A 25,602-nucleotide genomic window follows, 5' to 3' on the forward strand; every position below is an offset into this window, starting at 1 on the left:
GATGGGTTTCAACCTTTCCGCATGGGCGTTGCGTAATCGCCAGATCGTGCTGTTCCTGATGGTTCTGCTGGCTGCCATTGGCGCCATGTCCTACACCAAATTGGGGCAGAGTGAAGACCCACCGTTCACCTTCAAGGCCATGGTCATTCGTACCCTGTGGCCAGGGGCCACGGCCGAGGAAGTGTCGCGCCAGGTGACCGAGCGCATCGAGAAGAAGCTGATGGAGACCGGCGAGTACGAGAAGATCGTCTCGTTCTCACGCCCGGGTGAGTCGCAGGTGACCTTCATGGCCCGCGACTCGTTGCATTCCAAGGACATTCCCGAGCTGTGGTACCAGATCCGCAAGAAAGTCGCGGACATCCGCCACACCTTGCCGCCGGAGATCCAGGGGCCGTTCTTCAACGACGAATTCGGTACCACCTTCGGCAATATCTATGCGCTGACCGGCGCCGGTTTCGACTATGCGGTGCTCAAGGACTACGCCGACCGTATCCAGATCCAGCTGCAGCGGGTCAAGGACGTGGGCAAGGTCGAGCTGATCGGCCTGCAGGACGAGAAGATCTGGATCGAGCTGTCCAACCTAAAGCTGGCCACCCTCGGCGTGCCGCTGGAGGCGGTGCAGCAGGCGTTGCGTGAGCAGAACGCGGTCAGCACTGCCGGCTTCTTCGAAACCCCCAGCGAGCGCCTGCAACTGCGGGTGAGCGGGCGCTTCGACAGCGTCGATGAGATCCGTCAGTTCCCCATCCGTGTAGGCGACCGTACCTTCCGCATCGGCGATGTGGCCGACGTGCACCGTGGCTTCAACGACCCGCCCGCGCCGCGCATGCGCTTCATGGGCGAGGATGCTATCGGCCTGGCGGTGTCGATGAAGGACGGCGGCGACATCCTGGTACTCGGCAAAGCCCTGGAAGGCGAGTTCGAGCGCCTGGCGCGCAACCTGCCTGCCGGCATGGAGCTGCGCAAGGTCTCCGACCAGCCGGCGGCAGTCAAGGCCGGGGTCGGCGAGTTCGTCCAGGTGCTGGTCGAGGCGCTGGTGATCGTGTTGCTGGTGAGCTTCTTCTCCCTCGGCCTGCGCACCGGCCTGGTGGTGGCGTTGGCCATCCCGTTGGTGCTGGCCATGACCTTCGCCAGCATGCACTACTTTGGCATCGGCCTGCACAAGATCTCGCTCGGCGCGCTGGTGCTGGCGCTGGGCCTGCTGGTGGATGACGCGATCATTGCCGTGGAGATGATGGCGATCAAGATGGAGCAGGGCTTCGACCGTCTCAAGGCCGCCAGCTACGCCTGGACCAGTACGGCGTTCCCGATGCTCACCGGTACGCTGATCACGGCGGCGGGCTTCCTGCCAATCGCCACGGCGGCCTCGAGCACCGGCGAATACACCCGCTCGATTTTCCAGGTGGTGACCATCGCGCTGCTGACCTCCTGGGTCGCGGCGGTGGTCTTCGTGCCTTACCTGGGCGAACGGCTGCTGCCGGACCTGGCCAAGTTGCATGCCGCCCGCCATGGCAAGGACGGACATGCGCCAGACCCGTACAGCACGCCGTTCTACCAGCGCGTGCGGCGTGTGGTGGAGTGGTGCGTGCGGCGGCGCAAGACGGTGATCCTGCTGACCGTTGCCGCCTTTGTCGGCAGCATCCTGCTGTTCCGCTTCGTGCCCCAGCAGTTCTTTCCGGCCTCGGGACGCCCGGAGCTGATGGTCGACCTGAAACTGGCCGAAGGCGCCTCGCTGGCCAATACCGCCGAGCGGGTCAAGCAGCTGGAAGCGCTGCTCAAGCAGCAGGACGGCATCGACAACTATGTAGCCTACGTGGGTACCGGCTCACCGCGCTTCTACTTGCCGCTGGACCAGCAGTTGCCAGCCGCCAGCTTCGCCCAGTTCGTGGTGCTGGCCAAGTCGATGAAAGACCGCGAGCGCCTGCGCAGCTGGTTGATCAGCACCGTCGACCAGCAGTTCCCCGACCTGCGTGCCCGCGTCACGCGCCTGGAGAACGGCCCGCCCGTGGGCTACCCGGTACAGTTCCGGATCACCGGCGAACATATCGAAAAGGCCCGTGCCCTGGCCCGCGAAGTGGCGGACAAGGTGCGTGAGAACCCGCATGTGGTCAACGTGCACCTGGACTGGGAAGAACCGAGCAAAGCGGTATTCCTGGAGATCGATCAGGACCGCGCACGTGCCTTGGGCGTGAGCACCGCGCAGTTGTCGAGCTTCCTGCAGAGCTCGCTGACCGGCACCACGGTCAGCCAGTACCGCGAGGACAACGAGCTGATCGAGATCCTCTTGCGCGGCACACAGCAGGAGCGTGGCGAACTGGGCAACCTCGGCAGCCTGGCGCTGCCCACCAACAACGGCCAGAGCGTGGCGTTGTCGCAGGTGGCAACCCTGGAATACGGCTTCGAGGAAGGCATCATCTGGCACCGCAACCGTCTGCCGACGGTGACCGTGCGTGCCGACATCTATGACAAGGAGCAGCCGGCGACGCTGGTGAAGCAGATCCTGCCGACCTTGCAGGAGATCAAGGCGAAGCTGCCGGATGGTTATCTGCTGGAAGTGGGCGGCACGGTGGAAGATTCCGAGCGCGGGCAGAAGTCGGTGAACGCCGGCATGCCACTGTTCATCGTGGTGGTGCTGAGCCTGCTGATGATCCAGTTGCGAAGCTTCTCGCGCACGGTGATGGTGTTCCTCACCGCGCCGTTGGGGCTGATTGGCGTGACCTTGTTCCTGCTGGTGTTCCGCCAGCCCTTCGGCTTCGTCGCCATGCTCGGCACCATCGCCTTGGCGGGGATGATCATGCGCAACTCGGTGATCCTGGTAGATCAGATCGAGCAGGACATCGCTTCCGGGCTGGACCGCTGGCAGGCGATCATCGAGGCCACGGTACGGCGCTTCCGGCCGATCGTGCTGACCGCGCTGGCGGCGGTGCTGGCGATGATTCCGTTGTCGCGGAGTGTGTTCTATGGGCCGATGGCGGTGGCGATCATGGGCGGGTTGATCGTGGCCACGGCGTTGACCTTGCTGTTCCTGCCGGCTTTGTATGCGGCGTGGTTCAGGGTGAAAAGGCGGTGATTGAACAAGGCGCCGGTCATCGCGCCTTGCATTGCCCAAGTACGTACTAATGGCTACCAGCTAAAACAGGCGCTGGTTCGTCCCATGCAGGGACCATGCCCTGCGCGGCCGGCTAAAGTCACGAGGGCGCTGTTCTCAAGGGTGAAAAGGTTGGTCCAGATCATACGACCACCTTGATTGTCCCTTTGATTGATCTTGTACATCACTGTTGCGCGATATTGATTACCTATCTTCAGTCGATCACCATCAATCGGGATGCAGAAAGTTTGTGGCAGCGCCAATTCTCCCTGACCGTCCAACGCAACAACCACACGCTCAAGGGACGGTGTGACTTCCATTATCTCCAACTGATAGGACGCCGAAGCGTCAGGCTGCATCTGATGGTCCAAGGCCTCTTGAGCTTCGGGCGGCAGAGGCAGCTTTTCCAGCTTATCGACGAAAATGCGTATGTACTGTTCATCGGACATTCCTAGATACTCCTGTGTATTCATTAGGAGCAGTCAAGGTAAGGTCGCTTCCATAGCAAGCAAATTAGGTATTTTTTCCTGAGGAACGTAGCGTGTTTCGGCGAGAGAAAGGATGGAGATCACTGCGCGAGCTATGCTCGCTCCTACCGGGGAGTGGATTGCTGGCAGGAGCGAGCGTTGTTCGCGATGGGGCCATCAGAGCGCGCTGAAAACCTTCTTGGCCAGGCTCGTGGCCGCCTGTGCCGGGTTCTGGCGAATGCTCTCTTCCTGCTTGGCAATCATCTCGAACAGGCCATCCAGCGCCTTCTCGGTCACGTAGTTCTCGATATTGGCATCATCCTTGATCAGCCCCAGGCCCTTGGCCTGACCGGCAAAGGCGTTGTACTGCTGGGCGACCCCAACTTTGTCGGTGGCCTGCTTGACGATCGGCAGGAACTTGGCGCGGATCTGCTCGCGGCTGCTCTTGTTCAGGTACTGGGTTGCAGAATCCTGACCACCGCTGAGGATGCCCTTGGCATCGGTCACGGTCATCTTCTTCACGGCATCCACCAGAATCGCCTGGGCTTGCGGCACGGCAGCTTCGGCGGCCTTGTTCATGCTGGTTTCCAGGGCTTCAACCTGGTCGCCCTTGCCGAACATCTTCATGGCCTTGGCGGCTTTGCCGAGGTTGCCCGGCAGCTCGATGCGCACATCGGGGTTGTTGCTGAAGCCGCCTGGCGTGCTCAACTGCTTGACGGCGATCTGCGCACCCTGGGTGAGGGCGTCCTTCAGGCCGCCGGTGGCGTCGGACTGGCTCAGGTCGCCAAGTGACAGGGCCAGGGCGCTGGCCGATAGCAGCAGGCCGGCGCACAGGGTAGAGAAGCGCAGGGAGGCGCGAATCATGGGTATTTCCTTATCGATGAAGTGGGGCGGGCTCAGCGCACCGGGTCGACTTTGACCCGTACCGGCTGCTGGTCGCTGCCGTCGAGGGTAACGCCGTGGTGTTCGGTGTTGATGAACAGTAGCTTGCCATCCAGCTCGATCCGCGCGCTGACCGCGTAGCGGTGGCCGGGCTTGACCTGGGTCGGGTCGTAGGTAAGGTGGAACGGCAGGGGCACGTTGCCTTTGACCGGGCCGGCCTGGCGGGCCAGGGTCACGGCGGGGGCGTCCATCAGCGAGACATCCTGCAACTCGACGCTCAAGGTGGCGGCAGGCGGCAGGGCGATGCGCTGCAGGTAGAAGACTTCGCCATCCAGGCTGGCCTGGGTGGACGGGGTGTGGCTGGAACAGGCTGCGAGCAGGGATGCGCAACACAGCATAAAGAGCTTTTTCATGGAATCTCCGGTGTGTCCTTGGAGCTGGCTTGTGGCCAACCCCAGGGACTTTAGCGGATTTTCCGGAGTGGGTCGTCAGTCCATGCGGTTACCGCCGTGAATGCCGGTCAGGGACGCTGGCAGGTTGCCACCGTGTATGCCATCGACATTGGTAGCAACCTTGTCGACGGTAACCCGTTGGGTACCGAACACTGTGTCCGGCTTTATCGGGTGATGGCTGGTATTGATATACAGCAGTTGGCCATCCTTTTCGACGCGTGCGGAAAGGGCATAGCTGTGGCGTGGATCAATCTGGCTGCTGTCGAAGGTCAGCTGCAGGTTGATCGGCATCAGACCGCCGCAGCGCAGGCGCAACTCGGCAAGGCTGATGGCTGGCGCATCAGCCAGCGAAACGTCAAGCAGACTCAGTTGAACCTGGCCGGATGGCGGAAGCACATTGTCGCCAGAGGAAACGATTTCAACATTGAATGTCTTCATTTGGGTCATTTCAGTACTCCTTGAGAGGGGCGTTTGATCCTGGCCTCTCCCAAGGGCTGACAGCAGGTTGAAAGCCTACCCTGGCAGCACATCTCCTGGCTCATCGCGGTGCAGCGCCACCTGGCGGATCGACAGCCGCAGTTCGGCCGACAGCACACGCTTGGCTACGCCCTCGGCCAGTTCGCCGAGCTTGTCGTGATAACCCAGCTTGCCGTTGCCATCCGGGCGCAATACACCTTGTTTGATCAGGGTCTGGATGAAGTGGCGGAACAGGGTCTTGTCGAAGAACTCCGGCGCATTCAGGCCATGCAGGATCGACAGGCGCTGGGCCATCATCACGCACAAGTCTTCCAGCGCTTCGGCGCTCAGGGTCTTCTGGCCGCTGTTGAGCAGCAGCGAAGTGGCCATGTAGAAACGCTGCAGCGTCTGGGTGATGGTGCGGGCGAGCAGGGTCAGCAGCACGAACTGGCGTGAGCTCGGCGCCGGGCGCATGTACAAGTCGTTCTCGTGGCGCAGCAGGCCGTGATCGACGAGCGCTGCCAGCCACTGGTCGATCACCTCGTCCAGTTGCTCCGGGGGCCAGCGCAGGAACAGTTCGGCTTGCAGGTAGGGATACAGTGCATGCACATACTGGCCGAGCAGTTCGCGGCTCATGCGCGAGCTGCTGAGGAAGAAGCTCGCCAGCAGGGCGGGCAGGGCGAAGATGTGCAGGACGTTGTTGCGGTAATAGGTCATCAGTACCGCGTTGGCTTCATCCAGGTAGAGGATGCGACCCAGCGCGTCCTTCTGCTCGGACAGTAGGTCCATGCCGCGGACATGCTCGATCAAAGCCTGGCCGTCACCTTCGGGCAAAGTGGTGTGCTTGGAGTAAGGCACCTGGCGCAGCAAGGCCAGGTACAGGTCGAGCACGCGGGTCAGGGCGCGCTCGTCCAGCGCCAGGCGGCTGGTGGAGAGCAGTGCCAGGGCCACCAGGTTGACCGGGTTGACCGCCGCTGCCTCGTTGAGATGGCGAGCAACGGTTTCGCCCAGGCGGGTGGTGGCATCGTTCAGCCAGGCCGGGCGGAACTGTGGGCCTGGTTCTTGCTCGCGCCAGCCGGGTTGCTGCTCATCGAGAAAGCCAGCCAGGCGGATCGGCTCGCCGAAGTTGACGTACACCTGGCCGAAGCGCTGCTTCAGTGCGCCGATGACCTTGAAGATGTCGAAGATCGACTCTTTCTTCTTGCTCGCCCCACGCAGTTCGCCGAGGTAGGTCCGGCCTTCCAGCACGCGTTCGTAGCCGATGTACACCGGCACGAACACAATCGGTGTGCGCGACGAGCGCAGGAAGCTGCGCAGGGTGATCGCCAGCATCCCGGTACGTGGCTGCAGCATGCGCCCAGTGCGCGAGCGGCCGCCTTCGACGAAGTACTCCACCGGGAAACCCTTGGTGAACAGTGTGTGCAGGTACTCGTTGAACACCGCCGTGTACAGCGGGTTGCCCTTGAACGTACGGCGCATGAAGAAGGCGCCGCCGCGGCGCAGCAGGCCGCCGATCACCGGCATGTTGAGGTTGATGCCGGCGGCGATATGCGGCGGCGTCAGGCCATTGCGGAACAGCAGGTAGGACAGCAGCAGGTAGTCGATGTGGCTGCGATGGCATGGCACGTAGATTACTTCGTGGCCTGGGGCGATGCCTTGCACCTGCTCGATGTGGTTGACCTTGATGCCGTCGTAGATCTTGTTCCAGAACCAGCTCAGCACCACTTCGAGGAAGCGGATTGCGGTATAGGTGTAGTCCGAGGCGATCTCGTTGCCGTAGCGCAGCGCCTGGGCTTCGGCCTTGGCCACGGGCATGTTTTCGCGCTGGGCTTCCTCGGCGATGGCCTGGCGGACCAGGGGGGCATGCACCAGGCCCTTGACCAGGTTGCGCCGGTGCGAGATGTCCGGGCCGATCACTGCGGTCTTGAGGTTGCGAAAGTGCACGCGCATCAGGCGCTGGGCCATGCGCACGGTGCGCTCGTGGCCCTTGTTGTGCTGCACCAGTTCACGCAGGTGGATCGGCGCAGAGAACTGCACGCGGGTCTTGCGCCCCAGGATCAACACGGTCAGCAGCCGGCGCAGGCGCCCGGTCACGGCCCAGCTGTCGGCGAACAGCAATTTCCACGGGCTGTTTTCACTGGCCGGTGTCTGCCCCCAGAACACACTGACCGGAATGATCTGGGCGTCCTCCTCGGCGTGCTGGCTGATGGCGGCGACCAGGCGCTCCAGGGTCGGCGGGGCGCCGCGCTTGTCATGGCGGCCGAGCCAGTCCGGGTCCGGCGTCAGGTAAAAGAATGCGGCAGGTTCGTGCAGCGAGCCGACGGCCACCGGCAGCACCGGGCGCGGCAGCCCCGCTTTGGTGCATTCACGGTCGACCACCGCCAGGTCGGTGAGCGATGGCGAGGGCAGGGCATAGAACACCGGGCGGCTGCGGTCGAGCTTGAGGGTCAGGGACGACTGGTTGATGGTCTCGGAGCGCACCCACAGGTACATCAGGCGACGCAGAGCGCCGAATATCAGGCGGCGCAGGGGGGAACGGGTCATGGGGTGAGTGCCCTGGGAATGAATTTCAGAGAATAGACAGTCATTTAGTCTGCCGTATCGGCGCAAGTTCAGCAAAATTCGGTAAATAGCGCGACGGTCATGAAATTTTTTTGTTCTGTGTCATATACTCGGCCTGCCACTTGCAGGATATTTCGGCAAGCGGCGTCGACATAGGGAGGACACCCTGTGTCTACAAGGCGATCTTCACAATAAAAATCCGGAGTAGTTCAGATGTCGTCTCGTGAGACTGGGAATGTTAAGTGGTTCAACGATGCCAAAGGTTATGGCTTCATTCAGCGCGAAGGTGGTGCGGATGTATTCGTCCACTATCGGGCGATCCGCGGTGAGGGGCATCGTACCCTGGTCGAAGGGCAGCGGGTGGAATACGCCTGCGTGCAGGGCCAGAAAGGCCTGCAAGCCGAGGACGTAGTCGGGCTCTGAGCCTCTTGTGGCAAGCCTCAAGCTGCAAGTTGACCGTGTAACTTGCAGCCTGAAGCAACCGGTTTCAGCTAGTGCGCCAGGTGATTTCCTCTTCACCGTCGGCGCTGATGCGGATCCAGCGATCGGCATCTTCTTCACCGTCTTCCTCGACCCAGCCACCCGGCGCACAACGCACTTCGACGTTCAGTGCGGCGAATGCCGCGCGGGCGCAGGAGACGTCATCGGCCCAGGGGGTCTGGTCGCTTTCCAGATACAGGCTGTTCCATTTCCCTACAGCCTTGGGTAACCAAGTGACCGGAATGTTACCGGCCTGGCATTTGAAGGTCTGGCCTTTCTGCTTCCATTCGCTGCACGGGCCGATTGCCTGGTTGAGCCACTCGGCAATCTGCTTGTGGTCGACGTCGGCGTCCTTCAGGTAGATCTCGATATCGGGTTGGCGCATAAGGGCTCCGGGTGTGCTCAGTGCTGGCGCACGAAATAGTCATAACGCATGGAAACCGTCACGTCGAACGGCTCCGGTTGCTCGATCACCCGGGCGCGCTTCTCGGCGCTGGCGCGCCAACCGTGCGGGGTCATCGCCAGCAGGTCGGCACGGGCCTTGGGGTCGGCCAGGCTCAGGCGGAACTCGAGGATTTCGCTGTGGGCGTGGGCCATGCCCTCAGGCACCAGGGCCAGGTGCTTGTCGTCGGCGTAGGGGCGCACTTCATCGTAGAGCACTTCGCGCAGCTCCATCAGGTGGCCGCTGGTCGGGCCCACGCGCATCAGCCCGCCACCGGCGCTGAGCAAACGCTTGGCCTCGTCCCAGTCCAGTGGGCTGAACACGCTGGCGATGAACTGGCAGCTGGCATCGGCCAGTGGCACGCGGGCCATGCTGGCGACCATCCAGGTGACCTCAGGCGCGCGACGGCAGGCGCGCTTGACGGCCTCGCGGGAGATGTCCAGGGCATAGCCCTCGGCGGCCGGCAGGGCCTGGGCGATCTGGGCGGTGTAGTAGCCTTCGCCGCAACCGATGTCCAGCCAGGCGCCGGGCTCGCGCTCGGCGGCCAGCTCCGCCAGGCGGCGCGCCACCGGGGCATAGTGGCCGGCGTCGAGGAAGTCGCGGCGGGCTTCGACCATGGCCTGGTTGTCGCCCGGGTCACGGCTGTTCTTGTGCTGCACCGGCAGCAGGTTCAGGTAACCCTGGCGGGCGCGGTCGAAGCGGTGGCCGGTCGGGCACACCACGCCGTTGTCGAGCCGCGACAGGGCTGCCTGGCAGAGGGGGCAGGCGAGCATCAGGCGAGCAACCGGACCAGGGTCTGGTAGTAGATTTCGGTCAGCAGGTCGAGGTCGCTGGCCAGGATCCGCTCGTCGACCTGGTGGATGGTGGCGTTGACCGGGCCAAGCTCGACCACCTGGGTGCCCATGGTGGCGATGAAGCGGCCATCGGAGGTGCCGCCGCTGGTCGACGGCTGGGTGTCGCGGCCAGTGACGCCCTTGATGCTGGCCGCCACTGCGTCGAGCAGGTCGCCCGGTTCGGTGAGGAACGGCAGGCCCGACAGCGCCCAGTCGACCGACCAGTCCAGCTCGTGCTTGTCGAGGATCGCCGAGACCCGTGCCTGCAGGCCTTCGACCGTCGATTCGGTGGAGAAACGGAAGTTGAACAGCGCGGTCAGCTCGCCCGGGACCACGTTGGTAGCACCGGTGCCGGAGTTGAGGTTGGAGATCTGGAAGCTGGTCGGCGGGAAGAACGCGTTGCCTTCGTCCCAGTGCTCGGCAGCCAGTTCCGCCAGGGCCGGGGCGGCCAGGTGGATCGGGTTGCGCGCCAGGTGCGGGTAGGCCACGTGGCCTTGCTTGCCGCGCACGGTCAGCTTGGCGCCGAGCGAGCCGCGACGGCCATTCTTGACCACGTCGCCAAGCAGGGTGGTGCTCGACGGCTCGCCGACGATGCACCAGTCCAGGCGTTCGTTGCGTGCTTTCAGGCGCTCGACCACTGCTTTGGTGCCGTGGTGGGCCGGGCCTTCCTCGTCGCTGGTGATCAGGAAAGCGACCTTGCCGCGGTGGTTCGGGTAGTCCTGCACGAAGCGCTCGCTGGCGATCACCATCGAGGCCAGGCTGCCTTTCATGTCGGCGGCGCCACGGCCGCAGAGCATGCCATCGGCGTCGATCAGTGCTTCGAACGGCTCGTGCTGCCACTGCTGCACCGGGCCGGTGGGGACCACATCGGTATGACCGGCGAAGCACAGCACCGGGCCTTCCTGGGTGCCGTGGGTAGCCCAAAAGTTGTCGACGTCTTCAAAGCGCATCGGCTCCAGCTGGAAGCCCACGGCGCCCAGGCGGTTCATCATCTGCGCCTGGCAGTCGGCATCGACGGGGGTGACCGAGGGGCGACGGATCAGGTCGCAGGCCAGTTGAAGGGTAGGCGAGAGCTCGGCAGGGGCCGTCATGGGGAACTCCGGGGCAAGGCAAGGCGGGGATATCTGAGGGGCGTTATCTTATATCAAACCGTCAGACCGATGGGGCGCAAAGCGCCCCAAAAAATCTCAAGCCTGCTGCGGCTCGGCGGCCTTCTCCGCAGGCTTGGGCAGCGACGACAGGAAAGCCATCACCAATGCCGCCACATACGGCAACGACTGCACCAGCAACATTGCCACCCAGAAGCGCATGTCCGAACTCGGCAGCCCCTGCACCAGGAAGATGCCCAGTGCGGCGCCCCACAACATCAACATGATGAACAGCTCTTCCCGCGCTTCGGAAATCGCCACCAGCAGGCCATGACTGTCGGCATTCTTCGGTGTGCGGAAGAACGGCATGCTGCTGGTGAAGAATCCGTACAACACCGCCTTGGCGATGGTGTGCGACAACGCCAGCCCCGCCAGTGCCGCGGCAAAGGCATCCTTGAGGTTCACCCCCACCGCGCGGCGGTAGAGGAAGATGATCTTGCCGACCTTGAAGAAGAACAGCGCCAGCGGCGGGATGGCGAAGATCATCAGCGGCGGGTCGACCCGGTGCGGCACGATGATCATCGCCGCCGACCACAGCAGGGCACCGACGGTGAAGAAGATGTTCATGCCATCGGCAACCCACGGCAGCCAGCCAGCCAGGAAGTGATAGCGCTGGCCACGGGTCAGCTCGCTACCCTTGCCACGCAGCAGGGCGCTGGCGTGGTGCTTGATGATCTGGATGGCGCCATAGGCCCAGCGGAAGCGCTGTTTCTTGAAGTCGATGAAGGTGTCGGGCATCAGGCCCTTGCCATAGCTATTGTGCGAATAGGCGGCTGACAGGCCTTTCTCGAATACCCGCAGGCCCAGCTCGGCGTCCTCGCAGATGCACCATTCGGCCCAGCCCAGCTCTTCCAGCACGCTGCGCCGGGTCATGGTCATGGTGCCGTGCTGGATGATCGCGTCACGGTCGTTGCGGGTGACCATGCCGATGTGGAAGAAGCCTTTGTATTCGCTGTAGCAGAGCTTCTTGAAGGCGCTTTCGTTCTGGTCGCGATAATCCTGTGGCGACTGCACCACGGCGATCTTCGGGTCGGCGAAGTGCGGCACCATGTGCTTGAGCCAGTTGCGGTCGACGCAGTAGTCCGAGTCGATTACCGCGATCACTTCGGCGTCTTTGGCGGTGTGCGGGATCAGGTAGTTCAGCGCACCGCCCTTGAAACCGGCCAGGGGCGCGACGTGGAAGAACTTGAAGCGCTCGCCGAGCTTCTCGCAGTGGGCCTTGAGTGGCTCCCACACGGCGGGGTCCTTGGTGTTGTTGTCGATCACCAGGACTTCATAGTCCGGGTAGTCCAGTGCGGCGAGGGCGTCGAGGGTCTGCTTGACCATCTCCGGCGGCTCGTTGTAGCACGGCACGTGCACCGAAACCTTCGGTCGGTAGGCGCTGTCGCCCTGCACTGGCAGGAATTCACGCCGGCGTTTGTGAATCCACACGGCTTCGGCCAGTTCGTGGGCCTCGGTCATCAGCACGATGAACACGCCCAGCGCACCGAGCGCCAGCAGCACGCCGACCGTCAGGCTGAACCAGGTACTGTATTGCTGGCTGTAGTCATAGGCGATCCACACCAGCACCGACCCGCACAGGAAGGTGATGAAGGTGAGGAAGGTACGGCCGCGCTGGCGCAAGGCCGAACCGTCGATCAGCAGCACGGCCAGGGCGATCATCGCCAGGACCACCGAGGCCACCGCCAGGGCCCGCCACTGCGGGATCGCCACCACCGGCCCCTCGAAGTTGAACTTCTGCTGGCGCTCGGCGTTATACACGCCCCAGTAGGCGCCGACCGAGCCTTCGTCGTTGGCCTTCCACGGCTGGTCATAGGCCTCGATAACGAAGTAGTTGTAGCCTCGGCGGTTGAGGGTGTTGACCAAGGTGCGCAGGTAGATCGCCTGGTCGGCCTGGGTGGCGTCGGCACCGCCTCGCATGCGGCCGTTGCTTGGCCAGCCGACCTCCGACAGTAGCAGTGGCTTGTGCGAGAACTGGTGGCGCAGCTCGCGGGCGCGGTCGAGGACGAATTGCACCGAGTCTTTCATCGGCACGAATTCCCAGTACGGCAGGATGTGCGCGGCGATCAGGTCGACGTGCTTGGCCAGTTCCGGGTGTTCCTTCCAGATGTGCCACTGCTCGCTGGTGGTGACCGGCACCTTGACGGCGGCACGTACGCGATCAAGGTACTGGATCAGCTCTTCGGGCGTGACTTCTTCGCGGAACAGCGCTTCGTTGCCGACCACCACCCGCACCACGCTGCGTGAGTGGTTGGCAAGCTCGATGCCTTTTTCGATCTCGCGTTCGTTGCGCTCCAGGTCTTTGCTGATCCAGATGCCCAGGGTCACCCGCAGGCCGAATTCCTCGGCCAGCCGCGGGATTTCGGCCTGGGTACCCTCGACGGTGTAGATACGAATGTTGTCGGTGAGCTTGTTCATCTGCTCCAGGTCCTGGCGTATCTCGTCATCGCTGGGGTACTGGCCCTTTTGCGGACTTTCCCCAAGGCGGAACGGCGAATACGAGAAACCGGAGATCTGTTCCGGCCAGGCAGGTGCGGAGACTGGGCGATTGATCAACGCCCAGAACCCGGTGAACAGCGCGGCGATGGCCAGGACCACCACCAGGTTGAGGCCGAATTTGCGAGATGACATTGTGGTCCGTTTCTGTCCAAGTGATAGGACATTAAAGCAGTAATGATAGGGTGTTTCCTAACGATGGAGGTCAGAGCGGCCGCTGGCCTATAATGCGCGCCGTTTTTCGGGCATGAGTTTCGGGGTAGCAACATGAGCACAGAAGATCCACGCTTTGCCGGCGTCGCCCGGTTGTACGGCGACGAGGGCCTGCAACGGCTGAGCAACGCCCATGTGGCGGTTGTCGGTATTGGCGGGGTCGGCTCGTGGTCGGCCGAAGCCCTGGCGCGTAGTGGCGTGGGTGAAATCACCCTGTTCGACCTGGACGATGTCTGCGTCAGTAATACCAACCGCCAGGCCCATGCCCTTGAAGGCCAGGTCGGGCGGCCAAAGGTCGAGGTGATGGCCGAGCGCTTGCGGGCGATCAACCCTGCGATCACGGTGCACGCGGTGGCGGATTTCGTCACCCGCGAGACCATGGCCGAGTACATCACCGAAGAGATGGACGCGGTGATCGACTGCATCGACAGCGTGATGGCCAAGGCGGCGCTAATTGCCTGGTGCCGGCGACGCAAGATTGCCATCGTCACCACTGGTGGGGCGGGCGGGCAGATCGACCCGACGCAGATCCAGGTCGGCGACCTCAACAAGACCTTCAACGACCCGCTGGCCTCGCGGGTACGCTCGACCCTGCGCCGGGACTACAACTTCTCGCGCAATACCAGCCGCAACTATGGCGTGCCGTGTGTGTTCTCCAGCGAGCAGCTGCGTTATCCGAAGGGTGATGGCAGCGTCTGCCTGCAGAAGAGCTTTGTCGGTGAAGGTGTGCGCCTTGACTGCGCGGGCGGTTTTGGTGCGGTAATGATGGTGACCGCGACGTTTGGCATGGTCGCGGCGAGCAAGGCCATCGAGAAGCTGGTGGCGGGGGCGCGGCGGCCCTCGGAGCGGGTCACACCCGAATAGTTGTGTTGGCTTCTTCGCGGGTTCACCCGCGAAGCAGGCGCCGCCGATTCAGCGGGTAATAGCCAGCTCCGCCATCCGCTGCAACACCGCATGCAGTCCATTGCTGCGCGATGGCGATAGTTGCCGCTCCAGCCCCAGCTGGATGAACCATTCGCGCAGGTCCAGCCCGGCCAGTTCCGCACTGTCCAACCCTTGAACCCGCACCAGCAGCAGCGCCAGCAGCCCGCGCAACAACCGCGCATCGCTGCTCGCCTTGAAGCGCCATTGACCTGCGTGTTGTTCCGCCACCAGCCATACCAGGCTTTCACAGCCATGCACCCGGTTACTCTCGGACTTTTCCGCCTCGCTCAACGGTTCCAGCCGATCGCCCCATTGCATCAGCAGCCGCGCCCGCTGTTCCCAGCCGCGCGCCTGTTCGAAGCTTTCCAGTGCTTCACGGGCTGGCAAAGGCAACGTCATCGCAACAACTCCAGGCCTTGGTCCAACGCCGTGAAGAACCGTTGCAGGTCGTCACTGTCGTTGTACAGCCCCAGCGACACGCGAATCGCCCCCTCCAGCCCCAGCCCCTTGAGCAGTGGCATGGCGCAGTGATGCCCGGCGCGCACGGCAATGCCTTGCTCGGTCAGCATATGGGCGATGTCGGCATTGTGTACGCCTTCGATGACGAAGCTGGCCAGGGCCGCTTGTGGTGTGCCTAGCACGCGCACGCCCTCGCGGTCGGCTAGGCCGCGCAGCAGGTGCTGGTGCAGGCTGGCTTCGTGGGCCTCGACCGCAAGGCGGTCGAGACTGGCCAGGTAGTCCAGCGTCGCGCCCAGCCCGATGACCCCGGCGATCGGTGGCGTGCCGGCTTCGAAGCCCAGCGGTGCGGGGCGGAAGCTGGCGCTCTGGTAGTCGGCCAGTTGCACCATTTCACCGCCGAACTGCCAGTGGCGCAGCAGCTCCAGTGCCTGAGTGCGACCGTACAGCACGCCGACACCATCTGGCCCGTACAGCTTGTGGCTTGAGAATACGTAGAAGTCGCAGTCCAGCTGCTGCACATCATGGCGGCCATGGACCACGCCCTGGGCGCCATCGACCACGGTCAGCGCGCCCTGTGCACGGGCGTGGGCCAGCAGCGCAGGCAGCGGTTGCCAGGTGCCGAGCACGTTGGACAGCTGGCTGACGGCGAGCACACGGGTGCGCGGGCCGATCAGCTGCAGCGCCTGATCCAGGTCGATACGTCCATGCTCGTCCAGCGGCAATACCACCAGGCGCAGGTCGCGCCGGCGGGCCAGTTGCTGCCACGGCAGCAGGTTGGCATGGTGCTCCAGGGCGCTGATGGCAATTTCGTCGCCCGCTTCGAAACGGTGTTCCAGGCCATAGGCCAGCAGGTTCAGCGCCGAGGTGGCGCCATGGGTGAAGACGACCTGCCGTGAGTCTGCGGCATTGAGCCAGGCGGCTACCTTGTCGCGGCTGGTCTCGAAGGCCTGGGTTGCCAGCGCGCCGGGCAGGTGTTGAGCGCGGTGCACGTTGGCGGCGCCATGGCCGTAGTAATGGCTCAGGGCATCGAGCAACGCCTGGGGCTTCTGGGTGGTCGCGGCGCTGTCCAGGTAGGTCTGGTGCTGCCGTTGCAGGGCGGCGATGGCAGGGAAATCGGCGCGCCAGGGGGAGGGCTGGAACATGTTCGCGGGGCCTGGAATGAAAAACGGGTCTGGCACCCTTGGCGCCAGACCCGATCTTAACACTTCAAACCGCCGAGGGTTCTCAGTTGTGGGCGTGCAGCGCCTCGTTCAGCTCGATGGCCGACTTGTGGGTCTTGCACTCCACTGCGCCGTTCAGGGAGTTGCGGCGGAACAGCAGGTCGGTCTGGCCGGCCAGGTCGCGGGCCTTGACCACTTTCACCAGCTCGTTGTTTTCGTCCAGCAGGTTCACCTTGGTGCCAGCGGTGATGTACAGGCCGGCTTCGACAGTGTTGCGGTCGCCCAGCGGGATGCCGATACCGGCGTTGGCGCCGATCAGGCAGCCTTCGCCGACCTTGATGACGATGTTGCCGCCACCGGACAGGGTGCCCATGGTCGAGCAGCCGCCGCCCAGGTCCGAGCCCTTGCCGACGAATACGCCAGCGGAAACACGGCCTTCGATCATGCCTGGGCCTTCGGTGCCAGCGTTAAAGTTGACGAAGCCTTCGTGCATGATGGTGGTGCCTTCGCCGATGTAGGCACCCAGGCGTACACGGGCGGTGTCGGCGATACGCACGCCGGCCGGGACCACGTAGTCGGTCATCTTCGGGAACTTGTCCACCGAGAACACTTCCAGCAGCTCACCCTTCAGGCGCGCTTCCAGTTGCAGCTCGGCCAGTTCGCTCAGGTCGACGGCGCCCTGGTTGGTCCAGGCCACGTTCGGCAGCAGCGGGAAGATGCCCGCCAGGCTCAAGCCGTGCGGCTTGACCAGGCGGTGCGACAGCAGGTGCAGCTTGAGGTAGGCCTCTGGGGTCGAGGTCAGCGCGGCATCTTCGGCCAGCAGGGTGGCGACCAGCGGCTTGTGGCTTTCGGCCAGGCGGGTCAGCAGGGCAGCCTGGGCGGCGTCGACGCCTTTCAGGGCTTCGGCCAGTTGGGCGGCCTGGGCGTTGCTGAAGGCGATGGCCTGGTTGCCACCTTCGTAGCCGAGGATCGGCGCTACTGCGGCAACCAGCTCGGTGCTCGGGTTGAGCAGGGGTTGTGCGTAGAACACTTCCAGCCAGGTGCCCTGGCGGTTCTGGGAGCCGACACCGAAGGCCAGGCTGAACAGGGTATTGGACATGTGATTACCTCGTGCGAAATAGGGTAGGGGCTCAGGCCAGCGCGGCGGCGTACAGGTCTGGCTTGAAGCCGACCAGGGTACGCTCGCCAAGGTCGAGCACCGGGCGCTTGATCATCGACGGTTGGGCGTGCATCAGTTCGACGGCCTTGGCCTGGTCGAGGTCGGCCTTGCTGGCGTCGTCGAGCTTGCGGAAGGTGGTGCCGGCACGGTTGAGGATGACTTCCCAGCCGTGTTCGTCGCACCAGCGGTTCAGGCTGTCGCGGTCGATGCCTTGGGTCTTGTAGTCGTGGAATTCGTAGGCGATGGCTTTGTCTTCGAGCCAGGTACGCGCCTTTTTCATGGTGTCACAGGCTTTGATGCCGTAGAGCGTGTAGGTCATTGTGTGCATTGAGGCCACAGGCTGCCCCAATCTCTCCATTTCCGAATGTCAGTCGCGGGATTATGCGGGAACGATTGTATGAGCGCCACGGGCTGTGCATGCCTTGGGTCATTTGGCGCCTGTGAGATCGCGCGCGGCGCGGGCGGCGCACGATTTCACAGGCGCCAAATGACCCAAGGCATGCACCTTAAGTCCCAAGTATCATCATGTTACATATTCATCCGTCACCTGCGACTATCGTGCAGCGGCTTCGTTTCGCGATACCCCGCTAACATATTGTTTCAATGGCGATCTCTCGCCCCGCTGTCGTTTTTGGTTCACAAAGGAAGCTTTCACGGATGCAGTCCGCCTACACCGTCCTCATCCTGCTGACGCTGGTAAGCGTGTCGAAACTGGTCGGGCGCATGATCCCGTTGCCGTTGCCCTTGGTGCAGATCGCCGCTGGCGCATTGCTCGCCTGGCCGACCTTGGGCCTGCATGTGGCCCTGGACCCTGAATTGTTCCTGTTCCTGTTCCTGCCGCCCTTGCTGTTCGCCGATGGCTGGCGCATCCCCAAGCGTGAGTTGTGGCGCATTCGCGGCCCGGTAGTGGCGCTGGCCGTGGGGCTGGTGCTGTTCACCGTGGTTGGCGCCGGTTACTTCATCCACTGGCTGTTGCCGAGCATTCCGCTGCCGGTGGCCTTTGCACTCGCAGCCGTGCTGTCGCCCACCGACGCGGTGGCGGTGTCGGCCATCACCCAGGATCGCCTGCCGACCCCGCTGATGCACATGCTGCAGGGCGAGGCATTGATGAATGATGCCTCGGGCCTGGTGACCTTCAAGTTCGCCCTGGCCGCCGCTATTACCGGGGCGTTCTCGCTGGCCGATGCCAGCTTCAGTTTCGTGCTGGTCGCCCTCGGCGGCCTGGCGGTGGGTGTGGCCTTGAGCTGGCTGATCGGTCGCCTGCGCGCCTGGATGATCGCCCGTGGCTGGGATGACCCGGCCACCCACGTGGTGTTCATGCTGCTGCTGCCGTTTGCCGCCTATGTGCTGGCCGAGCGTCTGGGTGTATCGGGCATCCTCTCGGCGGTGGCCGCCGGCATGATGCAGAGCTGGCTCGACCTGTTGCCGCGCCAGACCAGCACCCGCCTGCTCAACCGCAGCGTCTGGTCGTTGCTGGAATTCGCCTTCAACGGGCTGATCTTCCTGCTGCTGGGCTTGCAGTTGCCGGACATCATCAAGGCCGTGGTCAGCCATGAACCAACGGTCTGGCCGACCCTGGCCTGGCGTTGCCTCGATGTGCTTGCAATCTTCGCCGCGCTGATCCTGTTGCGGTTTGTCTGGGTGCAGAGCATCTGGCGGGCAATTGGCGTGGTGCGGCGCTGGCGCGGTAAGCCAGCGCTGGTACTGATGCCCACGGCGCGCTCGTGCTGGCTGCTGACCCTGGGTGGGGTGCGCGGGGCGGTAACCCTGGCCGGTGTGATGTCGGTGCCGTTGTTGATGGGCGCAGGCCAGGCCTTTCCCGAGCGCGACCTGCTGATATTCATCGCGGCTGGCGTCATCCTGCTGTCACTGATCAGTGCCTGCATTGCTTTGCCATTCCTGCTGCGCGGCATCGTCAAAAGCCCTGATGAGCGCCTGCATCAGGAAGTGCAGGACGCCTGGAGGCGCACTGTGGAGGCGGCGATCCATGCGCTGGAGGCGGAGGAAGTGATCGATGCCAGTGCCCCTCAGGATGCGGCGCAGGCGACCTTAGCCACCGAGCTGAAGGCGCGGCTGATGGCCGAGTATCGGGATGAGCTGGACAGCTATAACGATACGGCGGAGGCGCGAGCGCTGGCCGAACAGATGGACTTGCTGGAGCGGCGCTTGCGTTTGCGGGCACTGCGGGCGCAGCGACTGGAGCTGTACAACCTGCATCGCCAGCATCTGGTGGGCGATGAGGTGGTAAGGCAGGTGTTGGGCGAACTGGATCTGAGTGAGGCCAACCTGGGGCAGGTCAGGTAGACCGTAGGGGGCTGCTTCGCAGCCCTTTCGCGACACAAGGCCGCTCCTACAGGAAGGCGCGATCCCTGTAGGAGCGGCCTTGTGTCGCGAAAGGGGCGCATAGCGCCCCCAGAGGCAGTTAGCGGTTCTGCAGGAAAGCGCGAATCCGCTCTGCCGCCTCGATGCATTCGGCCAGCGGCGCAACCAGCGCCATGCGCACTCGGCCGGCCCCTGGGTTCGCGCCGTCGACTTCACGCGACAGGTACGACCCCGGCACCACGGTCACATGCTGCGCCTCGAACAGGTCGCGGGTGAACTCGGCATCACCGCCCGGCACCTTGGCCCACAGATAGAAGCTGCCATCCGGACGCTGCACGTCGAGCACCGGTTGCAGGATGTCGAGTACGGCATCGTACTTGGCCCGGTACTGGTCGCGGTTATCGCGCACATGCGCCTCGTCCTGCCAGGCGGCGATACTGGCCAGCTGGGTCTGAACCGGCATGGCGCAGCCGTGGTAGGTGCGGTACAGCAGGAACGGCTTGATGATCTCGGCGTCGCCGGCGACAAAGCCCGAACGCAAGCCCGGCAGGTTGGAGCGCTTGGACAGGCTGTGGAACACCACGCAGCGCTTGAAGTCGTTGCGGCCAAGTTCGGCACAGGCGCTCAGCAGCCCTGGTGGCGGTGCGTCTTCATCGAAGTACAGCTCGCTGTAGCATTCGTCGGCGGCGATCACGAAATCGTGTTCGTCAGCCAAGGCAATCAGCTTCTTCAGGGTGGCCATCGGCACCAGGGCGCCGGTGGGGTTGCCTGGCGAGCACAGGAACAGGATCTGGCAGCGTTTCCATACCTCGGCCGGTACGGCATCGAAGTCCGGGTTGAAGCCATTGTCTTCCAGGCACGGCAGGTAATGCGGGGTGGCACCAGCCAGCAGGGCCGCCCCTTCGTAGATCTGGTAGAACGGGTTGGGGCTGACCACCAGGCCGTCATCGGCACGGTTGACCACGGCCTGGGTGAAGGCGAACAGAGCCTCGCGGGTACCATTGACCGGCAGGATGTGACGGTCGGCATCCAGCCAGCCGGTCGGCACGCCGAAGCGGCGTTCGCACCACTGGCCAATGGCCTGGCGCAGGGCCGGCAGACCGAGGGTGCTTGGGTACACGGCCAGCTTGTCGAGGTTGTCGGCCATGGCCTGGGCGACGAACGCCGGCGATTCGTGCTTCGGCTCACCGATCGACAGGGCGATGGCGCGTTTGTCTACCGCAGGCTTCACAGTGCCCAGCAGGGCGCGCAGTTTCTCGAACGGGTAAGGCTGAAGCTGGGTCAAGGCATGGTTCATCGGCGCAAGGTCTCGTCAATCGTCTAATCGTTAAAAAGTCACGCGGGTCGGGCTGGCATCGCTGGCCTGGCCGGCCTGCAACTGCTGCACGATGGCCTCCTGCAGGCGGCTGCACAGCTGCGGGTCGGACAGCGGCTGGTTGTCGGCATCGGTGATGAAGAACACGTCTTCCACCCGCTCGCCGAGGGTGGCGATCTTGGCGTTCTGCAGCGACAGGTCGAACTCCAGGAATATCCGCCCGAGCCGTGCCAGCAGGCCGGGGCGGTCCGGTGCGGTGATCTCGAGGATGGTCACCGGGCGCTGGGCATCGTTGAGGATGGTCACCTGCGGCGGGAAGTTGAAGTGCTTGAGCTGGCGCGGCACCCGACGCTGGATGATGGTCGGGTAGTCCTCGGGGTTGCGCAGCGCTTCGGTCAGGCCGTCGCGGATCTGCTTGACCCGCTGCGGATTGTCGCCGATCGAGCCGCCATCGTTGTCGAGCACGATGTAGGTGTCGAGGGTGAACTGGCTGCTCGAGGTGATGATCCGCGCATCATGGATGTTCAGGTTCAGCTGCGACATGGCGGCCACGGTCACGGCGAAGAAATCGTGCTGGTCGGGCGCGTAGATGAAAATTTGCGTGCCACCCTCGAATTCGCGCTGGGTGGTTTCCTTGATCAGCACCAGCGGCCCGCCATCGGCCGGTTGCTGGAGGATGGCGTCGCTGTGCCAGGCCACGTCGGCGGCGTTGTGCTTGAGGAAGTAGTCATCGCCCAGCTGCGACCACAGTTGCTCGACGTCGTCCGGGTCGGTGCCCTCGCGCACGAGGATGTCCAGCGCGGCCGACTGGGTCTGGCGGATCTGTTCCTCGCGGTCCAGCGGGTTTTCCAGGCCGCGGCGCAGCGCGCGCTTGGTCTCGGTGTAGAGCTGGCGCAGCAGGCTGGCGCGCCACGAGTTCCACAGGCTTGGGTTGGTGGCGTTGATGTCGGCCACGGTCAGCACATAGAGGTAGTCCAGGCGCGTCTCGTCGCCTACATGCAGGGCGAAATCGTTGATCACCTGCGGGTCGGACAGGTCCTTGCGCTGGGCGGTGGTCGACATCACCAGGTGGTTCTGCACCAGCCAGACGATCAGGCGGCTGTCCCAGGCCGGCAAGTGGTGGCGTTCGCAGAACTTCTGCGCATCCACTGCGCCGATCTCGGAATGGTCGCCCTGACGGCCCTTGCCGATGTCGTGGTACAGGCCGGCCAGGTAGATCAGCTCGGGCTTGGGCAGGCGGCCCATGAGCTTGCTGGCCAGCGGGAATTTCTCGGACACCGGTGTGTACTGCAGCTTGCGCAGGTGCTTGATGAGGTTGAGGGTGTGCGCATCGACCGTGTAGATGTGGAACAGGTCGTGCTGCATCTGCCCGACGATCAGGCCGAACTCCGGCAGGTAGCGGCCAAGGATGCCGTAGCGGTTCATCCGACGCAGGTTGCGGTGGATGCCGATTTCGCACTTGAACAGCTCGATGAACAGGCTGGTGTTGCGAATATCTTTGCGGAAGGTGTCGTCGATCAGGTGCCGGTGTTCACGCAGCAGTCGCACGGTGTCGGCACGCACGCCCTTGATCTCCGGGTGCTGGGCCATCAGCACGAAGATCTCCAGCATGGCGAACGGAGTGCGCTTGAATACGTTCGGGTTGACCGCTTCGATGTAGCCGTCGTGCAGGCGGAAGCGCGGGTTCAGCGGCTGAGTGGTGCCGCTGTCGTCATCGGCGAGGATGACTTCCTCGAAGTGCTGGATGATCAGGTCGCACAACTGGCTGATGCTCATCACCACCCGGTAGTACTGCTGCATGAACTGTTCGATGGCGCGCTTGGGGTTTTCGTCGCTGTAGCCGAGCAACGCGGCAATGCTGCGCTGGTGGTCGAACAGCAGGCGGTCTTCGGCGCGGCCGGCGAGCATGTGCAGGGCGTAGCGCACCTTCCACAAGAAATCCTGGGACGAGGCCAGCAATTCGTTCTCGCTTTCCAGCAGGAAACCTTCGCCGGCCAGGGCATGCAGGTTCAGCGTGCCGTACTGGCGGCGGGCCACCCAGAGCACCGTCTGGATGTCGCGCAGGCCACCGGGCGAGCCTTTGACGTTGGGCTCGAGGTTGTACTCGGTATCGTTGTACTTGTGGTGGCGGGCCTTGAGTTCGGCGCGCTTGGCGAGGAAGAACTCCTTGCTCGGCCACAGGTGCTCGGTACCGGTGGCGTCGAGCATGCGCTGGCGCAGCGCTTCGGGGCCGGCAATGGTGCGGCTCTCCATCAGGTTGGTGATCACCGTCAGGTCGGCGCGGGCCTGCTCTACGCATTCGTCGATGCTGCGCACGCTCTGGCCCACTTCCAGGCCGATGTCCCAGAGCAGGGTGAGGAAGCGCTCGATGGCCTCGCGGTACTGTTCATGCTCGGCGGCACCTAGCAGGATCAGCAGGTCGATGTCCGAGTGCGGGTGCAGTTCACCGCGGCCATAGCCGCCAACCGCGACCAGGGCGATACCACTCGGGTCGCCCCAATCGAACTGGTTCCAGGCCTGTTGCAGGATGTTGTCGACCAGCCAGGCACGGGCTTCGATCAGTGGGCGGATCTCGCCGCCAGCGCGAAAACGCTTGTCGAGCACCTCGCCGGCCTGGCGGATGGCTTTCTTGAAGGCGGCGATGGGGCTCGCCTTGAGGGCCAGTTCCGCCTGGAACTGGCCGCGGTCGAACAGCTCGGGATCCACCTGGGGCATCGCGTCGCGTTCCTGTCTGGGAGTTTGCCTTGGGTGCAATCAGGCCGAGGTGCGCGGGATGGTGTCGTCCTTGCGCAGGGTAAAGATCTCGTAACCGGTCGCCGTCACCACCAGGGTGTGCTCCCACTGGGCCGAGAGCTTGCGGTCCTTGGTGATGGCGGTCCAGCCGTCGCCCAGCACCTTGGTGTCGGCCTTGCCCTGGTTGATCATCGGCTCGATGGTGAAGGTCATGCCTTCCTTGAGCTCCATGCCGGTGCCGGAGCGGCCGTAGTGGAGAATCTGTGGCTCTTCATGGAATACCTTGCCAATGCCATGGCCGCAGAACTCGCGCACCACGGAGAAACCGTTCTTCTCGGCGTGCTTCTGGATCACTTCACCGATGTCGCCCAGGCGGCAGCCCGGCTTGACCAGTTCGATGGCCTTGTACATGCATTCCTGGGTGACCTTGGACAGGCGCTCGGCCCAAACCGGAACGGTACCGACGTGGAACATGCGGCTGGTGTCGCCGTGGTAGCCGTCCTTGATCACGGTGACGTCGATGTTGAGCGTGTCACCGTCCTTGAGCGGCTTGTCGTTGGGGATGCCGTGGCAGACCACATGGTTGATCGAGGTGCAGATCGACTTCGGGTAGCCCTTGTAGTTGAGGGGCGCCGGGATGGCCTGCTGGACGTTGACGATGTAGTCGTGGCACAGGCGGTCGAGCTCTTCGGTGGTGACACCGGGCTTGACGTGTTCCTCGATCATTTCCAGCACGTCGGCGGCCAGGCGGCCGGCGATGCGCATCTTCTCGATGTCTTCTGCAGTCTTGATGGTGACGGTCATTACAGGCTCTCTACGGCGCCGCATGCGGCGCGAACAAACGGGAAAGGCCGGATTCTAGCAGAGCAGGGCGGCATTCTGTCGGGATAAAGGCGGCCATGCTGCTGTCTATAGGAGGCATTCTGGCCTGTTTGCCCGGGTGCTGCAAAAACGGCTGACGGACGCAACCTGATCCGGGTTCCGTTCGCTCGCGGTCTGTGGTATAAAATGCGCCGCTTTCGGGGACGACCCCGTCAGCATTAAACCCACACACGTGTCGACACGATGACCTGGGTGCCCCGATTCTCCGGAAGCGCGGGTTGGTCATTGGGATACGTGGAGGCCCAACCCGACTTATCAAGGAACTATCATGTCCCAAGTCAACATGCGCGATATGCTGAAGGCCGGTGTGCACTTCGGCCACCAGACCCGTTACTGGAACCCGAAAATGGGCAAGTACATTTTCGGCGCGCGTAACAAGATCCACATCATCAACCTGGAAAAAACCCTGCCGATGTTCAACGACGCTCTGTCGTTCGTAGAGCGCCTGGCCCAGGGCAAGAACAAGATCCTGTTCGTCGGCACCAAGCGTTCCGCTGGCAAGATCGTAGCCGAGCAAGCTGCTCGCGCTGGTTCGCCATACGTTGATCACCGTTGGTTGGGCGGCATGCTGACCAACTACAAGACCATCCGTGCTTCGATCAAGCGTCTGCGCGACCTGGAAACCCAGGCCGAAGATGGCACCTTCGCCAAGCTGACCAAGAAAGAAGCCCTGATGCGTTCGCGCGATCTGGAAAAGCTGGACCGCAGCCTGGGTGGTATCAAGGACATGGGCGGCCTGCCTGATGCCCTGTTCGTGATCGACGTTGACCACGAGCGCATTGCTATCACCGAAGCCAACAAGCTGGGCATCCCGGTTATCGGCGTTGTCGATACCAACAGCAGCCCAGAAGGCGTTGACTTCGTTATCCCAGGTAACGATGACGCCATCCGCGCTATCGAGCTGTACATGACTTCGATGGCTGACGCCGTCATCCGCGGCCGCAACAACGTTGCCGGCGGCACTGAAGTCTACGCTGAAGAAGCGGCTGCACCTGCTGCTGAGTAATAGGCGCTAGCGTCTACTTGGCACGCGAAAAGGGGGCTCTGCCCCCTTTTTGCCACCTTGAAATCCTGCTGTCAGCAACGGCCCCGCATGATGGGCGAGCTGATATAAAGGCAGCGATTTGCAGAA

General features: G+C 63.4%; 21 protein-coding genes. 5 read left to right on the forward strand and 16 right to left on the reverse strand.

The features are described 5' to 3' along the window. Position 1 precedes the first annotated feature (1 nt). Positions 2-3,067, forward strand: a complete 3,066-nt coding sequence (locus ACLEJU_RS02415) for an efflux RND transporter permease subunit (RefSeq protein WP_435423294.1) — start codon at positions 2-4, stop codon at positions 3,065-3,067. A 53-nt stretch (positions 3,068-3,120) separates the two neighbouring features. Here ACLEJU_RS02415 and ACLEJU_RS02420 read toward each other — a convergent pair whose 3' ends face one another. The 5 genes from ACLEJU_RS02420 to plsB all read right to left on the reverse strand — a co-directional run bounded on the left by ACLEJU_RS02420 (position 3,121) and on the right by plsB (position 7,886). Continuing rightward, on the reverse strand, positions 3,121-3,534 hold the full coding sequence (locus ACLEJU_RS02420; protein ID WP_435423293.1) for a hypothetical protein: 414 nt from the start codon (positions 3,532-3,534) through the stop codon (positions 3,121-3,123). A 195-nt stretch (positions 3,535-3,729) separates the two neighbouring features. After that, positions 3,730-4,416, reverse strand: coding sequence for a DUF4197 domain-containing protein (locus ACLEJU_RS02425; RefSeq protein WP_435423292.1), 687 nt, complete (start codon positions 4,414-4,416; stop codon positions 3,730-3,732). 32 nt (positions 4,417-4,448) lie between these two features. Further along, the gene (locus tag ACLEJU_RS02430) at positions 4,449-4,847 is read right to left on the reverse strand and encodes a YbaY family lipoprotein (RefSeq protein WP_435423291.1); all 399 of its coding nucleotides are present in this window, start codon (positions 4,845-4,847) and stop codon (positions 4,449-4,451) included. 75 nt (positions 4,848-4,922) lie between these two features. Further along, positions 4,923-5,333 (reverse strand): YbaY family lipoprotein, encoded by a 411-nt coding sequence (locus ACLEJU_RS02435; protein WP_435423290.1) that lies wholly within the window; start codon positions 5,331-5,333, stop codon positions 4,923-4,925. Positions 5,334-5,399: 66 nt separating this feature from the next. Beyond that, positions 5,400-7,886, reverse strand: coding sequence for a glycerol-3-phosphate 1-O-acyltransferase PlsB (gene plsB / locus ACLEJU_RS02440; protein ID WP_435423289.1), 2,487 nt, complete (start codon positions 7,884-7,886; stop codon positions 5,400-5,402). A gap of 231 nt (positions 7,887-8,117) precedes the next feature. Between plsB and ACLEJU_RS02445 the strand changes: the two genes are divergently transcribed. Then, on the forward strand, positions 8,118-8,327 hold the full coding sequence (locus ACLEJU_RS02445; RefSeq protein ID WP_003252255.1) for a cold-shock protein: 210 nt from the start codon (positions 8,118-8,120) through the stop codon (positions 8,325-8,327). A 64-nt stretch (positions 8,328-8,391) separates the two neighbouring features. Here the strand turns inward: ACLEJU_RS02445 and ACLEJU_RS02450 are convergent, their stop codons facing one another. The 4 genes from ACLEJU_RS02450 to ACLEJU_RS02465 form a co-directional block, all read right to left on the reverse strand. Next, complete coding sequence (locus tag ACLEJU_RS02450) at positions 8,392-8,769, reverse strand: hypothetical protein (protein ID WP_435423288.1); 378 nt, start codon at positions 8,767-8,769, stop codon at positions 8,392-8,394. Positions 8,770-8,786: 17 nt separating this feature from the next. After that, entirely contained in the window at positions 8,787-9,599 is an 813-nt protein-coding gene (locus ACLEJU_RS02455; RefSeq protein ID WP_435423287.1) for a putative RNA methyltransferase, read from the reverse strand. Further along, on the reverse strand, positions 9,599-10,750 hold the full coding sequence (gene dapE, locus ACLEJU_RS02460) for a succinyl-diaminopimelate desuccinylase (protein WP_422763482.1): 1,152 nt from the start codon (positions 10,748-10,750) through the stop codon (positions 9,599-9,601). The genes ACLEJU_RS02455 and dapE overlap by 1 nt, the downstream gene beginning before the upstream one ends. A gap of 96 nt (positions 10,751-10,846) precedes the next feature. Then, entirely contained in the window at positions 10,847-13,438 is a 2,592-nt protein-coding gene (locus tag ACLEJU_RS02465) for a glycosyltransferase (protein ID WP_435423286.1), read from the reverse strand. 132 nt (positions 13,439-13,570) lie between these two features. Between ACLEJU_RS02465 and tcdA the strand changes: the two genes are divergently transcribed. Next, positions 13,571-14,380, forward strand: coding sequence for a tRNA cyclic N6-threonylcarbamoyladenosine(37) synthase TcdA (tcdA, locus tag ACLEJU_RS02470; protein WP_435423285.1), 810 nt, complete (start codon positions 13,571-13,573; stop codon positions 14,378-14,380). Positions 14,381-14,428: 48 nt separating this feature from the next. On the opposite strand, the gene ACLEJU_RS02475 is transcribed toward tcdA, so the two are convergent. The 4 genes from ACLEJU_RS02475 to ACLEJU_RS02490 form a co-directional block, all read right to left on the reverse strand. Next, the gene (locus ACLEJU_RS02475) at positions 14,429-14,839 is read right to left on the reverse strand and encodes a SufE family protein (protein WP_435423284.1); all 411 of its coding nucleotides are present in this window, start codon (positions 14,837-14,839) and stop codon (positions 14,429-14,431) included. Further along, on the reverse strand, positions 14,836-16,041 hold the full coding sequence (locus ACLEJU_RS02480; protein ID WP_435423283.1) for a cysteine desulfurase: 1,206 nt from the start codon (positions 16,039-16,041) through the stop codon (positions 14,836-14,838). Before ACLEJU_RS02480 ends, ACLEJU_RS02475 begins: the two co-directional genes overlap by 4 nt. Positions 16,042-16,123: 82 nt before the next feature. Next, positions 16,124-17,158, reverse strand: coding sequence for a 2,3,4,5-tetrahydropyridine-2,6-dicarboxylate N-succinyltransferase (gene dapD, locus ACLEJU_RS02485; protein WP_435423282.1), 1,035 nt, complete (start codon positions 17,156-17,158; stop codon positions 16,124-16,126). Positions 17,159-17,189: 31 nt separating this feature from the next. Further along, positions 17,190-17,537: an ArsC family reductase gene (locus ACLEJU_RS02490; RefSeq protein ID WP_163986014.1), complete on the reverse strand. Its 348-nt coding sequence runs from the start codon at positions 17,535-17,537 to the stop codon at positions 17,190-17,192. 338 nt (positions 17,538-17,875) lie between these two features. Here ACLEJU_RS02490 and ACLEJU_RS02495 point away from each other — a divergent pair, with 338 nt between their 5' ends. After that, positions 17,876-19,522 carry a Na+/H+ antiporter gene (locus tag ACLEJU_RS02495; RefSeq protein ID WP_435423281.1) on the forward strand — a complete coding sequence of 549 codons (1,647 nt, stop codon included), beginning with the start codon at positions 17,876-17,878 and terminating at the stop codon, positions 19,520-19,522. Positions 19,523-19,640: 118 nt separating this feature from the next. Here ACLEJU_RS02495 and dapC read toward each other — a convergent pair whose 3' ends face one another. The 3 genes from dapC to map are packed head-to-tail and all read right to left on the reverse strand — an operon-like array spanning position 19,641 to position 24,392. Beyond that, positions 19,641-20,837, reverse strand: a complete 1,197-nt coding sequence (gene dapC / locus ACLEJU_RS02500) for a succinyldiaminopimelate transaminase (protein WP_435422487.1) — start codon at positions 20,835-20,837, stop codon at positions 19,641-19,643. A 30-nt stretch (positions 20,838-20,867) separates the two neighbouring features. Then, positions 20,868-23,570, reverse strand: a complete 2,703-nt coding sequence (locus ACLEJU_RS02505; protein WP_435422486.1) for a [protein-PII] uridylyltransferase — start codon at positions 23,568-23,570, stop codon at positions 20,868-20,870. Between the two features lie 39 nt (positions 23,571-23,609). Next, the gene (map, locus tag ACLEJU_RS02510) at positions 23,610-24,392 is read right to left on the reverse strand and encodes a type I methionyl aminopeptidase (RefSeq protein WP_435422485.1); all 783 of its coding nucleotides are present in this window, start codon (positions 24,390-24,392) and stop codon (positions 23,610-23,612) included. A gap of 346 nt (positions 24,393-24,738) precedes the next feature. Between map and rpsB the strand changes: the two genes are divergently transcribed. Further along, entirely contained in the window at positions 24,739-25,476 is a 738-nt protein-coding gene (gene rpsB / locus ACLEJU_RS02515; protein ID WP_027920037.1) for a 30S ribosomal protein S2, read from the forward strand. Positions 25,477-25,602 lie beyond the last annotated feature (126 nt).

This window comes from Pseudomonas sp. SMN11, from assembly GCF_052041945.1.
Lineage (GTDB): Bacteria > Pseudomonadota > Gammaproteobacteria > Pseudomonadales > Pseudomonadaceae > Aquipseudomonas.

Excerpts from the sequence above, each read along its gene's own strand:
- ACLEJU_RS02415 (WP_435423294.1), top strand. The coding sequence starts at position 2 with ATGGGTTTCAACCTTTCCGCATGGGCGTTGCGTAATCGCCAGATCGTG.
- ACLEJU_RS02420 (WP_435423293.1), bottom strand. The coding sequence starts at position 3,534 with ATGTCCGATGAACAGTACATACGCATTTTCGTCGATAAGCTGGAAAAG.
- ACLEJU_RS02425 (WP_435423292.1), bottom strand. The coding sequence starts at position 4,416 with ATGATTCGCGCCTCCCTGCGCTTCTCTACCCTGTGCGCCGGCCTGCTG.
- ACLEJU_RS02430 (WP_435423291.1), bottom strand. The coding sequence starts at position 4,847 with ATGAAAAAGCTCTTTATGCTGTGTTGCGCATCCCTGCTCGCAGCCTGT.
- ACLEJU_RS02435 (WP_435423290.1), bottom strand. The coding sequence starts at position 5,333 with ATGACCCAAATGAAGACATTCAATGTTGAAATCGTTTCCTCTGGCGAC.
- plsB (WP_435423289.1), bottom strand. The coding sequence starts at position 7,886 with ATGACCCGTTCCCCCCTGCGCCGCCTGATATTCGGCGCTCTGCGTCGC.
- ACLEJU_RS02445 (WP_003252255.1), top strand. The coding sequence starts at position 8,118 with ATGTCGTCTCGTGAGACTGGGAATGTTAAGTGGTTCAACGATGCCAAA.
- ACLEJU_RS02450 (WP_435423288.1), bottom strand. The coding sequence starts at position 8,769 with ATGCGCCAACCCGATATCGAGATCTACCTGAAGGACGCCGACGTCGAC.
- ACLEJU_RS02455 (WP_435423287.1), bottom strand. The coding sequence starts at position 9,599 with ATGCTCGCCTGCCCCCTCTGCCAGGCAGCCCTGTCGCGGCTCGACAAC.
- dapE (WP_422763482.1), bottom strand. The coding sequence starts at position 10,750 with ATGACGGCCCCTGCCGAGCTCTCGCCTACCCTTCAACTGGCCTGCGAC.
- ACLEJU_RS02465 (WP_435423286.1), bottom strand. The coding sequence starts at position 13,438 with ATGTCATCTCGCAAATTCGGCCTCAACCTGGTGGTGGTCCTGGCCATC.
- tcdA (WP_435423285.1), top strand. The coding sequence starts at position 13,571 with ATGAGCACAGAAGATCCACGCTTTGCCGGCGTCGCCCGGTTGTACGGC.
- ACLEJU_RS02475 (WP_435423284.1), bottom strand. The coding sequence starts at position 14,839 with ATGACGTTGCCTTTGCCAGCCCGTGAAGCACTGGAAAGCTTCGAACAG.
- ACLEJU_RS02480 (WP_435423283.1), bottom strand. The coding sequence starts at position 16,041 with ATGTTCCAGCCCTCCCCCTGGCGCGCCGATTTCCCTGCCATCGCCGCC.
- dapD (WP_435423282.1), bottom strand. The coding sequence starts at position 17,158 with ATGTCCAATACCCTGTTCAGCCTGGCCTTCGGTGTCGGCTCCCAGAAC.
- ACLEJU_RS02490 (WP_163986014.1), bottom strand. The coding sequence starts at position 17,537 with ATGACCTACACGCTCTACGGCATCAAAGCCTGTGACACCATGAAAAAG.
- ACLEJU_RS02495 (WP_435423281.1), top strand. The coding sequence starts at position 17,876 with ATGCAGTCCGCCTACACCGTCCTCATCCTGCTGACGCTGGTAAGCGTG.
- dapC (WP_435422487.1), bottom strand. The coding sequence starts at position 20,837 with ATGAACCATGCCTTGACCCAGCTTCAGCCTTACCCGTTCGAGAAACTG.
- ACLEJU_RS02505 (WP_435422486.1), bottom strand. The coding sequence starts at position 23,570 with ATGCCCCAGGTGGATCCCGAGCTGTTCGACCGCGGCCAGTTCCAGGCG.
- map (WP_435422485.1), bottom strand. The coding sequence starts at position 24,392 with ATGACCGTCACCATCAAGACTGCAGAAGACATCGAGAAGATGCGCATC.
- rpsB (WP_027920037.1), top strand. The coding sequence starts at position 24,739 with ATGTCCCAAGTCAACATGCGCGATATGCTGAAGGCCGGTGTGCACTTC.